The sequence below is a fragment of the Variovorax sp. KK3 genome (assembly GCF_001984055.1).
In the GTDB taxonomy this organism is placed as follows: domain Bacteria; phylum Pseudomonadota; class Gammaproteobacteria; order Burkholderiales; family Burkholderiaceae_C; genus Variovorax.
Map to the genome: position 1 here is coordinate 46,861 of NZ_LYVO01000025.1, position 13,866 is coordinate 60,726.

13 protein-coding genes are annotated in these 13,866 nt (G+C 70.4%); 1 reads left to right on the top strand and 12 read right to left on the bottom strand.

What is annotated here, in order from left to right:
* Positions 1–13 precede the first annotated feature (13 nt).
* A complete protein-coding gene (locus B0W80_RS14315; RefSeq protein ID WP_076999819.1) occupies positions 14–997 on the top strand; it encodes a tripartite tricarboxylate transporter substrate binding protein in 984 nt (327 codons plus the stop codon).
* On the opposite strand, the gene B0W80_RS14320 is transcribed toward B0W80_RS14315, so the two are convergent.
* The 12 genes from B0W80_RS14320 to B0W80_RS14375 form a co-directional block, all read right to left on the bottom strand.
* A complete protein-coding gene (locus tag B0W80_RS14320) occupies positions 984–1,958 on the bottom strand; it encodes an SMP-30/gluconolactonase/LRE family protein (RefSeq protein WP_076999820.1) in 975 nt (324 codons plus the stop codon). The genes B0W80_RS14315 and B0W80_RS14320 overlap by 14 nt on opposite strands.
* A 13-nt stretch (positions 1,959–1,971) precedes the next feature.
* Positions 1,972–2,745: an enoyl-CoA hydratase-related protein gene (locus tag B0W80_RS14325; RefSeq protein WP_076999821.1), complete on the bottom strand. Its 774-nt coding sequence runs from the start codon at positions 2,743–2,745 to the stop codon at positions 1,972–1,974.
* Positions 2,742–3,944 carry a CaiB/BaiF CoA-transferase family protein gene (locus B0W80_RS14330; RefSeq protein WP_076999822.1) on the bottom strand — a complete coding sequence of 401 codons (1,203 nt, stop codon included), beginning with the start codon at positions 3,942–3,944 and terminating at the stop codon, positions 2,742–2,744. Before B0W80_RS14330 ends, B0W80_RS14325 begins: the two co-directional genes overlap by 4 nt.
* 52 nt (positions 3,945–3,996) lie before the next feature.
* Positions 3,997–5,043, bottom strand: coding sequence for a hypothetical protein (locus B0W80_RS14335; protein WP_076999823.1), 1,047 nt, complete (start codon positions 5,041–5,043; stop codon positions 3,997–3,999).
* A gap of 11 nt (positions 5,044–5,054) precedes the next feature.
* Positions 5,055–6,257: an acyl-CoA dehydrogenase family protein gene (locus tag B0W80_RS14340; protein WP_076999824.1), complete on the bottom strand. Its 1,203-nt coding sequence runs from the start codon at positions 6,255–6,257 to the stop codon at positions 5,055–5,057.
* Complete coding sequence (locus B0W80_RS14345; RefSeq protein WP_076999825.1) at positions 6,247–7,176, bottom strand: SMP-30/gluconolactonase/LRE family protein; 930 nt, start codon at positions 7,174–7,176, stop codon at positions 6,247–6,249. Before B0W80_RS14345 ends, B0W80_RS14340 begins: the two co-directional genes overlap by 11 nt.
* Positions 7,176–7,889, bottom strand: coding sequence for an ABC transporter ATP-binding protein (locus B0W80_RS14350; protein ID WP_076999826.1), 714 nt, complete (start codon positions 7,887–7,889; stop codon positions 7,176–7,178). Before B0W80_RS14350 ends, B0W80_RS14345 begins: the two co-directional genes overlap by 1 nt.
* Entirely contained in the window at positions 7,886–9,682 is a 1,797-nt protein-coding gene (locus B0W80_RS14355) for an ATP-binding cassette domain-containing protein (RefSeq protein WP_076999827.1), read from the bottom strand. Before B0W80_RS14355 ends, B0W80_RS14350 begins: the two co-directional genes overlap by 4 nt.
* The gene (locus B0W80_RS14360) at positions 9,679–10,545 is read right to left on the bottom strand and encodes a branched-chain amino acid ABC transporter permease (protein ID WP_076999828.1); all 867 of its coding nucleotides are present in this window, start codon (positions 10,543–10,545) and stop codon (positions 9,679–9,681) included. The genes B0W80_RS14355 and B0W80_RS14360 overlap by 4 nt, the downstream gene beginning before the upstream one ends.
* 25 nt (positions 10,546–10,570) lie before the next feature.
* Positions 10,571–11,689: an ABC transporter substrate-binding protein gene (locus tag B0W80_RS14365; RefSeq protein WP_076999829.1), complete on the bottom strand. Its 1,119-nt coding sequence runs from the start codon at positions 11,687–11,689 to the stop codon at positions 10,571–10,573.
* Positions 11,690–11,767: 78 nt separating this feature from the next.
* A complete protein-coding gene (locus B0W80_RS14370) occupies positions 11,768–12,766 on the bottom strand; it encodes an NADPH:quinone oxidoreductase family protein (protein ID WP_083745394.1) in 999 nt (332 codons plus the stop codon).
* Entirely contained in the window at positions 12,763–13,848 is a 1,086-nt protein-coding gene (locus tag B0W80_RS14375; RefSeq protein WP_256856576.1) for a phosphotransferase, read from the bottom strand. Before B0W80_RS14375 ends, B0W80_RS14370 begins: the two co-directional genes overlap by 4 nt.
* Between the last annotated feature and the right edge of the window lie 18 nt (positions 13,849–13,866).

Consider the following 13,866-nt stretch of genomic DNA (forward strand, 5'->3'; position numbering starts at 1 on the left):
ACGGAGACAACCCATGCAGAACACCAACCGGCGCCAGGCCCTGCGCACCCTCGCGGCCGCATCTTTCGCCCTGGCCGCCAGCGCCTTCGCGCAGGACACCGGCCGCTGGCCCGACAAGCCGCTGCGAATCGTGATCCCCACGCCGCCGGGCGGCGCGCTCGACGGCACCGCGCGCCTGATCGCCGAACGCCTGGCGGCCGCGCTGGGGCAGCCGGTGGTGGTCGACAACCGTGCCGGTGCCAACGGCGCCATCGCCTACGGCCTGGTCGCCAAGGCACCGCCTGATGGCTACACGATGGTGCTGTCGCTCAGCAGCCTGGTGCTCACCAGCCTCATGGCCAAGTCGCCGGGCTACACGCTGCAGGAGCTGACGCCGATCTCGGTGGTCGCGATGCTGCCCAACAGCTTCGCGGTGGCCAGGCACGTGCCGGCCAACACGCTGCAGGAGTTCATCGCCTGGGCGCGCCAGCGCAAGGAAGGCGTGGACTACGGCACCAGCGGCCCGGGCAGCTCGGCCAACATCCTGGGCAGCATGTTCGCGCAGCAGGCGGGCATCGACTTCGTCCACGTCCCCTTCAAGGGCGAAGCCCCTGCGGTGCAGGCCGCATTGGGCGGGCAGATCGCCGGCGTGATCGGCGCGGCCGGCACGCTGGCCGCGCAGGCCCAGGCGGGCCAGATGAAGCTGCTGGCCGTCGCGCTGGGCAACCGGCTTAAGGACTTCCCCGACGTACCCACTTTCAGCGAACTGGGCTTCCCGGCCGTCAGCCTCTCGGGCTGGTCGGTGATGGCCATGCCCTCGGCCACGCCGAAGCCCATCGTCGACCGGCTGTCGGCCGATATCACGCGCATCGTGCAGACACCCGAGGTGTCGGCGCGCATCTTCGCCTATGGGTTTCAGCCGGAAGGCGGCAGCTCCGATGCGGCGCGCCGCTTCGTGCAGGACGAGACGACGCGCTGGAACACGGCCATCAAGGCCACCGGCATCACGATGGACTGAGGAGTCCGGGGCGGCTCCATCGCGTCATCGCGAGCCGACCCGAGCGCGAGAGCGTGACGAACGCATCGCGCCGGTCGGCGCCGCCGAAGCAGATGTTGGTGACCGAGCGATCCGGCATCGGCACGCGCTCGACCAGCGCACCGGCCGGGTCGATGACCGTCACGCCCGCGATGCCGGGCGCGCCGATGGTCGCCACGCAGACCTTGCCGTCGGCCTCCACCGCCAGCGAATCGAACATGCAGTACACGGGCGATGCGAACAGCATGTCGCCCGGCGTCAACGCGGGCCAGCCGTGCAAGGCCAGTTCGCCCGGCGCGCTGACTTCGAAGCGCCACACGCGCGCCGTGACGGTCTCGGCCACGTACAGCCAGCGCCCACCGGGCGACAGGCCGATGCCGTTGGGCGTGAGCATCGGGAACACCACCTCGCGAATGGCCGATCCGTCGGCCCGTGCGTAGCAGATGCGGCCGCGCTCGAGCGCGTCGACGCCCATCGACCCGAGGTCGGTGAACCAGAAGCCACCGTGCGCGTCGAACACCAGGTCGTTGGGGCTTTGCAGCGGCCCGCGTTCGGTGCGGTCGTACAGCCGCTCGACGCGGCCGCTCGCGATGTCGATGCGTTCGATGCGGCCACCGCCGTAGTCGGCTGCGCGGCCATGCGGGTACCGGCCGCCGTTGGGGTCGGTGTGCCACTGCATGCCGCCGTTGTTGCAGACATAGCACGCCCCATCGGGCCCGATCGCCGCACCGTTGGGGCCGCCGCCCGGCGTGGCGACCGTGTCCACCCGGCCGTCGGGTCGCCAGCGGCTCAACCGGCCCGCGGCGATCTCCACGAACAGCACAGAGCCGTCTTCGAACGCCACCGGGCCTTCGGGGAATTGCAGGCCGGTGGCGAGGAACGTGACGGCGTCGTTCGCGTCGTTCGCGTCGGTTGCGTTGGTGTGCTTGTCGGCGTCGCTCATCGTGCGTCTCCCTTCATCGACCGGTCCAACGCGGCTCGCGCCGCTCGGCGAAGGCGCGCGGCCCCTCGCGGGCATCGGCGCTGGCCATGACGCGGCGCCCGATGGCGTCGGCCTCGACGCGCAGTGCGGCGTCGTCCAGGTCGTGTGCGCGCCGCGCGAGCGCGAGGCTGGCGCGCACCGCCAGCGGCGCATTGGCCGCCACCCGCGCCGCGATAGCCAAGGCCTCGGGCAGAAGCCGATCCGCCGGCACCACGCGATTGACCAGGCCTAGCCGCAGCGCCTCGGCGGCATCGATGGGCTCGCCGGTCGCGATCATCTCCAGCGCCACGCCGCGCGCTACGGCGCGCGGCAGGCGCCACACGCCGCCCGCGACCGCTGCCAGGCCGCGCTTCACCTCAGGCAGGGCGAAGACGGCGTGCGGCGCCGCGATGGCGAAGTCGCAGGCCAGCACGAGTTCGAAGCCGCCGGCCATCGCCGCGCCGTTGACCGCCGCGATCCACAGTTTGTCGCGCGGTGCGTGGGTGACGCCGGCGAAGCCGCCCTCGGACGTGGAACGTCCACCGGCCGCGGAGCCGCCGGCCAGTTCCTTCAGGTCGGCGCCGGCGCAGAAGGCCTTGTCACCGGCACCGGTCAGCACCACGGCCAGCACGGCCGGGTCGCGCTCGACCTCGTGGACCAGCGCCGCCAGTGCATGGGCGGCTTCGGTGTCGATCGCGTTGCGCGCCTCGGGCCGGTCGAGCGTGATCAGGGCCACGCCGGCCTGGTCCTCACGCCGCACCTTGCTCATCGCAGCGCTCCTTGCGCGCGCAAGTGCGCGATCTCGTCGTCCGCATAGCCGGCCTCGCGCAGCACCTCGTCGCTGTGCTCGCCGATGGCAGGTGCATGGCGCGGGTGGGACTTGGCCGCACCCTCGACCTGGAACGGGCTGCTCACCGTGAGGCCGGTGCCCGGGATGCCTTCGCCGGGCACCAGCGCGCCGCACAGGCGCATCTGTTCGTCGTGCAGCGCATCTTCGCTGCGTGCGACCACGCCGACGGTGAGTCCGTCCGCGTCGAAGCGCGCGGTCCACTCTGCGCTGTCGCGCTCCAGGAAAACCTCGTCGAGCAGCGCCGCGAGCGTCAACGCGTTCCGGCGGCGCTCCGGCAGTGCGGCAAAGCGCGGGTCATCGGCCAGCGCGGGCTGGTCGATGACGCGCAGGAAGCCCTGCCAGTCGCGCTCTTCGGTGACGAGGCTCAGGATGAACCAGCGCCCGTCGCGGCAACGGTAGAAGTTCGTCAGCGCATTGCGCGGCCGGCTGCGCGGCTGGCGGTACACGAGGTGGCCGCCGACCAGCATGCCCTGGATCGCCATCGCGTTGGCCCAGGCGCCGTTGGCCAGCAGCGAAGTGCTGACCATGCCGCCCTGTCCCGTGCGCTCGCGCTGGTAGAGCGCCGTGACGATGGCGGCGAACAGCGTGACGGCCGTCGGCTGGTCGCCGAGTCCGTTGGCCGGATTGGCCGGCGGCCCGTCGGCGTCGGGACGCGTGAGGTCCGCGAGGCCGCTGCGGGCCCAGTAGGTGGTGGCGTCGAAGCCGGGCTTGCCGGCTTCGGGGCCTTCTTCGCCGTAGCCCGTGAGCGAGGCATAGACGAGCCGCGGGTTCAGAGCGCGGATCGTGTCCCAGGCGAGGCCCAGGCGCGGCCGCACCGGCAGCGGGTAGTTGGTGATCAGCACGTCGGCATCGCGCGCCAGCCGGTGCAGCACGGCCTGCCCTTCCGGCTTCTTCAGGTCGAGCGCGATGCCGCGGCGGCTGCGGGCGCCCTGCATCCACAGGTAGTTGTGCTCGGAGTAGGCGAGGTTGGGGTTCAGCACCGTCTTGCGGAAGCCGTCGCCTTCGGGCACCTCGACCTTGATCACGTCGGCGCCGAAGTCGGCGAGGATGGTCGCGGACGCGGGGGCGGCGATGTAGCTGGCCACGTCGAGGACCTTGAGGCCTTGGAAGATGGTCATGGGGTCACCTGCTTTTCTCCCTCTCCCTCTGGGAGAGGGAGCAAGACCGAAATCATGCCGTCGCCGCCGCGCGCTCGGAAATCGGCACCCCGTCGTTCATCACGTCGCAGTACTCCGTCATCCCCAGCACCGTGTGCCCTTCGCAGCTGTATTCGCTGATGCTCTCGGTGATGCGCGTGTAGGTGCTGAAGTCGCTCGCCCCCACTTTTTTGTGCCGCAACGGCACGGTCGTCAGGATGCGCCCCTTCATCACATAGGTCTGCCGTTCGGTCGTGACATGCGCGGTCAGCGAGCGTGGAATCCAGGCATCGTCGTACTCAGTGTCGATGCGCCCGTCGATCACGGGCTCGTACACGCCGTCGCGCAGCACGTTGCCGCTGATGCGGTTCGGCCCGCCCTCGGGCCGGCCCTTGATCGACAGCAGGATGCCGAAGTCGCGCGAGAAGGTGACGGGCAGCCACTTGTACCAAAAGAAGCTGTGCCAGTGCCGCGGCCCCCACGACTTGTCGCGGTAGCCCGTGCCGTTCGAGAACGCGTGCCGCTCGCCGTCGACCGTGATGTGGCCATTCACCGCCATGTTCTGCTCGGTGTGGCCGCGGTACACCGCGTGCTCGGGGTCGAGCACGATCGGCCGGCCCTGCAGGTCGACGATCTCGCCGCCATGCATCGGCGACACGCCTTCGAAGTCGAGGTCGATGGTCGCCGGCCGCTTCGGATAGCGCTTGAAGGCCGCGCTCGGGTCGGCCATGGCCAGCGGGTCGTCCATGATCAACAGCTCGCCTTCGTAGCGCACGCGGTGCCGCTTGAAGGGCTCGACCACCTCGAAGGACATGCCGGCCGCGGCCATGCGCTCGTTGCCGGTGATCGCCGGGCGGCCGAACATGAAGCCCACGCGCCCGTCGGGCAGGTAGACGCAGCAGCTCATCTCCGCATGCCCCTCGTTGGGCCGGTTGCCGATGCGGACCCAGGCGCCGATGCGGCGCGCCGAATCGAAGGCATTGAAATACATGCTCTCGTTGTAGTGGCCCACGGGCTCGGGCGGATGGGTGTATTCGTCGCGCGGGTCCAGCTTGAGCCGGCTGTCGGGCGGCATGTACATGAGGTGTCCTTTCAGTGATCCGCCAGCTCGAGGCGGGCGATCTGGTTGCGGTGTACTTCGTCGGGTCCGTCGGCAATGCGCAGGCCCCTCGCCTGCGCATAGGAGCGCGCGAGGATGAAATCCTGCGACAGCCCGGCGGCGCCGTGGGCCTGGATCGCCCAGTCGATCACCTGGCAGGCCATGCTCGGCGCGGCGACCTTGATCATGGCGATCTCCTTGCGCGCGCCCTTGATGCCGACCGTGTCCATCTTCCAGGCCGCATGCAGCGTGAGCAGCCGGCACTGGTCGATCAGCACACGGGCCTGCGCGATGCGCTCCATGGTCACGGTCTGGTTGGCGATCGGCTTGCCGAACGCGACGCGCTCCTTCGAGCGCGCGCACATCAGCTCCAGGCAGCGCTCGGCACGGCCCACCAGGCGCATGCAGTGGTGGATGCGTCCCGGCCCCAGCCGGCCCTGGGCGATCTCGAAGCCGCGGTCTTCGCCGAGCAGGATGTTCTCGACGGGCACGCGAACATCCTCGTACACGACCTCGCTGTGGCCGTGCGGCGCATCGTCCCATCCGAAAACCTGCAGGTTGCGCACGATGCGCACGCCCGGTGCGTCGCGCGGGATCAGCAGCATGGACTGCTGCCGGTACTTGTCCTCGGTGGCCGCGTTGGTCTTGCCCATGAAGATGATGAGTTCGCAACGCGGGTCGGTGATGCCCGAGGTCCACCACTTGCGGCCATTGACCACGTAGTGATCGCCGTCGCGCCGGATCTCGGCCTCGATGTTGGTGGCGTCGGAGGACGCAACGCCGGGCTCCGTCATCGAGAAGCAGGAGCGGATGCGGCCTTCCAGCAGCGGCGTGAGCCATCGGTCCTGCTGCGCCACAGTGCCGTAGCGCGCCAGGATCTCCATGTTGCCGCTGTCGGGCGCCGAGCAGTTGAACACCTCGGGGCCGATGGGCGAGCGGCCCATCAGTTCGGCCAGCGGCGCGTAGTCGCTGTTGTTCAGGCCGGCGCCGTGCTCGCTGTCGGGCAGGAAGAGATTCCAGAGGCCTTCGGCTTTCGCGCGTGCCTTCAGTTCCTCGATGACGGGCGCGACCGCGGTGTGGCCGGAGGCCGCGGCCTGCTCGTGCACGATGCGCTCGGCCGGGTAGACGTGCGCGTCCATGAAGGCGGTGAGCTGCTCGCGCAGCGCGCGGGTGTGGGGGCTGTGTTCAAAGTCCATCGTTGGCGAAGAAGTGGGGGCGGAGGCCGGGACGCGGCCAGTCGAGCGCGGCGAGCCGGCCGGTGGACGACAGCGTGACGAACGCCGTCCCCATGTCCGGCCCGCCGAAGCACAGGTTGGTGGTGAAGCGGTCGGGCAACGGCACGTGCTCGACCGCGCCGCCGTCGGGCGCGATGACCGTGATGCCGCCGTTGAAGAGCGTCGCCACGCAGATGCGACCGTCCTCCTCCACCGCCAGCGAATCGAAGAGCTGGTAGCCGGGCAGGCCCGCGACCAGCGTGCCGCCGTGCGGCGCCAGCGAGCCGGGCGCTCGCGCGACCTGCCCCGGCCCCGTCACGTCGAACGCCCACAGGCGGCCCGGTGCGGTTTCGGCCACGTACAGGCGCTTGCCGTCGGGCGACAGGCCCACGCCGTTGGGCGTGTTCATCGGGAACACGACCTCGCGGCATTCGCTGCCGTCGGGTCGCGCCCAGCAGATGGCGCCGTGGTCCATGTCGCGCGGGCGGCGTTTGCCCAGGTCGCTGAACCAGAAGCCGCCGTCGGCGCCGAACACGATGTCGTTGGGGCCCTTGAGCGGAGCCTTGTCGCTGCGGGTGTAGAGCACGTCGACCTGTCCCGTGCGCAGGTTCACGCGCTGGATCCGGCCGCCGGCGTAGTCGGCGGGCTGCAGGCCAGGGGTCCGTGTGCCGTCGGCATGGGCGTGCCATTCGTAGCCGCCGCCGTCGCAGACGTAGCAGGCGCCGTCCGGGCCGATGGCGGCGCCGTTCGGGCCGCCGCCGGTCTGCGCGACGACTTCGCGGCGGCCATCGAGGTGCACGCGCGTCAGGCGTGCCGCCGCGATCTCCACCACCAGCAGCGAGCCGTCGGCCAGCACCACGGGGCCTTCGGGAAAGTCCAGCGCGTCGGCGACGATGTTCATCACAACCCCAGGTACGCGGCGCGCACGTCGGGATGCGCGGCCAGCTCGCGGGCGCTGCCGCTCATCACGACTTCGCCGTTCTGCAGCACGTAGGCGCGGTCGGCGACGGCCAAGGCCATCTCGGCGTTCTGCTCGGCCAGCAGCACCGAGACGCCGGTGGAGCGGATGTGGCGGATGAAGGCGGCGATCTCCTGCACGATCAGCGGCGCGAGGCCCAGCGTGGGTTCGTCGAGCATCAGCACGCGCGGCTGCGCCATGAGCGCGCGGCCGATCGCCAGCATCTGCTGCTCGCCGCCCGACAAGGTGCCGGCCAGTTGCAGGCGGCGTTCGCGCAGGCGCGGAAACCAACGGTTCACGCTCTCGCGCCGATCGCGCCGCGCGACCGGGTCGCGGCCCAGGTCACCCAGGTCCAGGTTCTCTTCCACCGACAGATCGGGGAACACGCGCCGGCCTTCGGGTGACAGCGCCAGTCCGGCCGCGATACGCTCGCGCGTGGGCAGCGCCTCGATGCGCTTGCCGCCCAGCGCGATCGATCCGCCCGACTGCGGCACCAGCCCCAGCAGCGCATTCAGCAGCGACGACTTGCCCGCGCCGTTGGCGCCGACCAGCGCCACCACCTCGCGCGCACCGAGCGCCAGGCTCACGTCGGCCAGCGCCCGTGTCTCGCCATAGCGCACGACCAGGCCATCGACCTGCAGCAGCGGTGCCGTCATGCGGCCACCTCTTCGAGCGGCGCCGGCGCGCTGCCCAGGTAGGCCGACACCACGCCGGGCATGCGCGTCACCTCGCCGGGCGCGCCGTCGGCGATCTTCACGCCATGGTGCAGCACCACCACGCGGTCGACGAAGGACATCAGCATCTTGAGGTTGTGGTCGACCACGATCAGCGTCATGCCCTTGTCGCGCAGGCCGCGCAGCACCTGTGCCAGCCGCGCCGCCTCGACCTGGTTGAGGCCGGCGGCCGGCTCGTCGAGCAGCAGCACCTCGGGTTGCGCGGCCAGCGCCATGGCCACGCCCAACAGCTTCTGCTCGCCGTAGGGCAGGCTGCCTGCAATGTCGTCACGCCGCGCCGGCAGGCCGACCTCGGCCAGGCAGCCCAGCGCATGCGCCATGCGTTCGCGCTCGCGCGCACGCCAGCCTGCCGTGCGCAGCAAGCCGCCCCAGAAGCCGCCGGGCCGATGCAGGTGGCTGGCGATCGCCATGTTGGCGAGCACGGTCTGGCCGGCGCACAACGCGGTCTGCTGAAAGCTGCGCACCACGCCGAGCCGCGCCACGCGATGCGCGGGCCGCGCCGCGATGTCCTGGCCGCGCACGCGGATCGCACCGGCACTCACCGGCAGAAAGCCCGAGAGCATGCTGAGCAGCGTGGTCTTGCCCGCGCCGTTGGGGCCGATGAGCCCGAGGATCTCGCCGGCGCGCACGTCGAAGCTCACGTCCTGCACGGCCTTCAGGCCCTTGAAATGACGGCTCACACCGGCGACTTCGAGCACCTTGCCTTCGCGATGCGGCCGCGCGGCCAGCGGTGCCGGTGGCGTGTCTTCGAGGGTGTGCCCCATGCGCGCGGCGCGCCATCGCGCGAACGCGGGCCGCGCGGTCAGCGAGCCGACCAGTCCGCCCGGCAGCATGCGCACCGCCAGCAGCAGCATGAGCGCGAACGCGGCGAAGTTCAGGTCGCCGAGGAAGCGCAGGCCTTCGGGAATGATCGCGAACAGCGCCCCGCCCAGCATGGGCCCGACCAGCGTCGCCTTGCCACCGAGCACAACGCCCAGGATGCCGGTGGCGGAGTAGCTCACGCCCAGCAACGAGGGCGAGAGCACGAACACCTTGGGAATGAGCAGGGCTCCGGCCAGCGAGGCCACGCCGCCCGACAGCGCGATGTTCAGCACGCGCGAGCGCGCCGTGGCGATGCCCAGCGACTCGGCAAGCGCGGGCGCCTCGCGGATCGCGGTCCAGCCGCGGCCGGTGGCGCTGTCGCGCAGGTTGCGCAGCAACACGAAGGCGACGGCCAGCGCGGCGACGACCGCGAAGAGGTAGCCCTGCTGCGCATTCCAGCCGACGCCCTGCACGAGCGGCAAGGGCGAGGCCGTCACCATCAGTCCCATCGGCCCGCGCGTGATGTCCACCCAGTTGACCACCAGCAGCACGAGGATCTCGGCCACCACCAGCGTGGCGATGGCGAAGTAGGCGCCGCTCAGGCGTGCGGAGACGATGCCGACGAGCGCGCCGAGCAGCAGCCCCGGCAGGATGCCCAAGGGCACCGCCAGCCAGTAGTTCAACCCGAGCCGCGCGACCAGGATGCCGACCGTGTAAGCGCCCAGCCCCAGAAAGGCCGCATGCCCGAAGCTCACGTAGCCCAGTTGTCCGAAGGTGACCGACACGCCGAGCACGAAGATGGCCAGCACGCCGGCGTAGGCCGCGACATCGAGCCAGTACGGCGAGCGGATCACGCTCGCCAGCAGCGCTGCCACCGCGATGCCGAGCAGCAGGTCGCGCAGCGTGCGGCTCATCGCGCGGCTCCCGCCAGGCCCTGCGGCCGCACGAGCAGCACCAGCAGCATCAACGAATAGACGGTGGCCGCGGCCATGCCTTCTTCCATCACGAGCCCCAGCATCGCTTCGATGACGCCGACGGCCAGCGCGCACAGCACAGCGCCACCCGCGCTGCCCAGGCCGCCCAGCACCACGATGACGAAGGCCTTGATCAGCACGGCCTGGCCCAGCATCGGCGAATAGGACGTGATCGGCGCCAGCAGCGCGCCGCCGAGTCCGCCGACCACCGCGGCCAGCAGGAAGGCCCGCGTGCCCACCGACTTGACGTCGATGCCCACCACGCGCGCGGCATGCTCGCTCTGCGCGAGCGCGCGCATCTCGGTGCCGAAGCGGGTGCGGCGCGCGAGCAGGTCCAGCGCCACCAGCGCGGCGATGCTGGCGACGATGACGAAGAGGCGCTGCGAGCTGAGCCCGACGCCGGCCAACTCGAAGCGCCCCTGCAGTCCGTCGACGCGCGCGGGCGCCGGCCCCCACACCGAGAGCACCGCCTGGTTGAAGAGCACGCCCACCGCGAAGGTGGTGAGCAGGATGTCGGTACGGCCCTCGGTGCGGCGCAACAGCGGCGACACCGCCAGCGCGTCGAAGACCCAACCCACCAGCGCGCCGACCAGCATCGCGAGCGGCAAGGCGGCCAGGTACGGCAGCCCGAGCAGCTTGTTCGCCAGCACCACGGTGAGCGCGCCCAGCATCACCACTTCGCCATGGCCGAAGTTGATGATGTGCAGCACGCCGAACGCGAGCGTCAGGCCCAGCGCGATCAGCGCGTAGCCGAAGCCGATCGAGAGGCCGTTCAGCAGTTGCTGCAGGAGTGCTTGGGTCATGCCAGGTCGATCCCGTGCTGCCGCGTCACTCGTTCACGGTGATCTTGCCGTCCTTGACTTCGAGGACGACCCACTTGTCCGATGTGGCTTGGTTCGCGGGGAACTTGACCTGGCCACGCGGCGAATCCCAAGTGCCTTGCCGCAGCGTGGTCGCGAGCTTGGCGGTGTCGGTCACGGTGCCGGCCGAGCGGATGGCCTGGCCGAGGATCCACATGCTCTCGAAGCCCAGGAAGTCGACCTTGCCCGGAGCCGCCTTGTGCTTGGCGTGGTAGGCGGCGACGAACTTGCGGTTGGTCTCGGTGTTCATGGTCGGCGCCCAGATGTCGAGCGTGAAGGCGCCCTCGGCCGCAGGCCCCGCCACCTGCAGCAGTGCCGGGGACACGGAGCCCGGCAGGATGCAGCGCTTGGCCTTCACGCCGGCCTCGGCCAGCGTGCGCAGCAGGCTGCCGCCCTGCTCCGGTGCCGAGAAGGCCATGCACACCACGTCGGGGTTGGCGGCCTTCACACGCGACGCGAGCGTGCTGAAGTCGGTCTGCTTCAATATCTCGTAGAGCTCGGTGGCGACGACGGCGCTGCCGAAACTCTCCTTCATGCTGGCGATGATCGAGCGGCCGTAGTCGCCGTTCTCCACCACCACCGCCATGCGCTGGGGCTTCACCTTGTCCTTCAGGTACTGGTTGAAGACCTGGCCATCGGTGGCCACCAGCGGGTTGAAGCGGAAGGCACGGTCGTACTCGGTGACCTGCGGCGCCTTGGTGACGGCGGCCAGGAACATCGCACCGCCTTGCTGCGCGACCTGCGTCACGCCGAGCGACACCGCGGTGTTGATGGCGCCCACGATCACCGGCACCTTGTCTTCGCTGAGCAGCTTGCGCGCAGCGGCGACGGCATCGGCCGGTTGGTAGTTGTCGTCGTACACCACCAGCTTGAGCGGGCGTCCGTCGAGCACGCCGCCATTGGCGTTGATCATCTCGGCCGCGATCTCCGCGCCGTTGCGGCCTTGCTGCCCCAGCATGGTCTTGATGGGGTAGAGCACGCCGATCTTGACCTCTTGCGCCACCGCCGGTGCGCCCGAGATCAGGCCAGCGAGTGCGCACGCGGCGACGAGGCCTCGCAGGGCCGTGGGCAGAAAAATGCGCATCATCGGTTGTCTCCTTATTGGTTCTACCATTAAATTATTGGTTGGCCGCGGATCACATCGGGGAAAGTACGGAGTGGCGGGTCATCGATGCGACACGCGCAGCCAGGCCTTCCCCACCGTCGCGCGGCCTTGCAATGCCGCCAGCGCTTGCGGTGCCTGCTCGAACTCGAACGACGCGCCGGGCATGAGGCGGATACGGCCTTCGGCATGCTGGTCGTAGACCTCGCGCGTGAGCCGCGCCGCGAGGGCGACGTCGCGCTTGCGCACCTCGCCCCACAGCACGCCGACGGCGCTCGCGTTGTGCAGCAGCAGCCGGTTGGCCGGCAGTTGAGTGAGCGCGCCCCCCGCGAAGCCGATGACGAGGTAGCGCGCGCCGTAGGCCAGGCAGCGCAGGCTTTGTGCGCCGACCTCACCGCCCACCGGGTCGTAGATCACGTCGGCGCCACTGGGCGCGAGCCCGCGGAACGCATCGACCCAGGCCGGATCGCCGTAGTTCAGCGCTGCGTCGGCGCCCGCATCGAGGCAGGCCCGCACCTTCTGCGCGCTGCCGGCGGTGGCGATGACGCGCGCGCCCATCAGCTTGCCCAGCTGCAGCGCGGCGCTGCCCACGCCGCCCGCGCCTGCATGCACGAGCAGGGTTTCGCCGGGCAGCAGGCGGCCCGCCATGCGCAGCGCGAAGAGCGAGGTCGGATAGTTGCTGCGCAGCGCGAGCGCATCGCCCGGGTCGATGTCCGGCGGAATCGCGACGGCCTCGCTGCGCGGCACCAGTGCGTACTGCGCGAAGCCACCCTGGCGCGACGAACTGGCGACGCGCGTGCCCAAGGGCAGCTCACCGCCCTCGCCGGCGACGATGGTGCCGAGGACTTCCGAGCCGGGCGTGAAAGGGAGCGGCGGCTTGACCTGGTACTTGCCACGCACGATCAGCGTGTCGCCGAACGCGAGGCCCGCGGCCTCGACGCGCACCAGGTACTGGTCGGGCCCGGGCTGGGGCAACTCGACGTCGCGCAAATGCATCTCACCGCGCTCGCTGATGTCTTCGACACGCCAGGCGCGCATCGCTTTCGGCAGAGTGTTCGTCATTCGGATTCCTTCGCGGCGGCCCAGCCGGTCTCTGCGGTGGTCTGCACGCGCGCGGCCACGGCCGCTGCCTTGCTGTTGGCCGCGTTGCCATCGAGCGCGCGGCGGGCCACGCCCTGCTGGATGGCGGCCAGGCGGAACATGTTGAAGGCCAGGTGGTAGTGCCAGTGCGCGATTGGCGCACCGCCGAGGCCGACTGCGCGCCCGCTTGCCCGGCAGTAGTCGGCCACGTGTTGCGCTTCGGTCGGGATGCCTTCGGGCAGTGGCTCGAGCCCGGCCAGCGTGCGGTGCGTCCCGAGTTGCAGCCGCCACGAGAGGCAGTGGTAGGCGAAGTCGACCAGTGGATCGCCAAGGGTCGACAGCTCCCAGTCGAGCACGGCGACGATGCGCGGTTCGTGTGCGTGAAAGACCAGGTTGTCGAGCCGGAAGTCGCCGTGCACGAGCTGTGTGCTCTCCTGCGCCGGCACATGCGCGGGCAGCCATTCGATCAGCCGCTCCATCGCATCGATGCGCGCGGTTTCGCTCGCGCGGTACTGGCGCGTCCATCGATCGAGCTGGCGTTCGACGTAGCGGCCTTCGCGGCCGAAGTCGGCGAGGCCGCGCGAGCGCCAGTCCACGGCGTGCAACGCCGCCATCACGCGGGCCATCTCGGCATAGTGGGCGCGGCGCTCGCCCGGAGACATGCCGGGCAGCGTCTGGTCGGTGAGGATGCGGCCTTCGGCGAAGTCCATCAGGTAGAAGCTGCTACCGATGACGGCCGGGTCTTCGCACAGCGCCAGCGCGCGCGGCACCGGCACGTCGGAGCCTTGCAAGGCGCGCAGCACGCGGAACTCGCGCTCCACCGCATGCGCCGATGGCAGCAGCACGCCCGGCGGCTTGCGCCGCAGCACCAGTCGGCGCGAACCGGCGTCGACGATGAAGGTCGGGTTCGACTGCCCACCTTCCACTTGGCGCACGCCCAACGCGCCATCGAAGCTGCCGACCACGCGCCGAATGAATGCATCGAGCGCGGACGCCTGCAGCGCATCGAGCCCGCCGGCTGGTGCAGCAACAGCGTCGGCCGCAGGGGTGGATGAATCGTTCACTTTGCTGTTTAATCTATG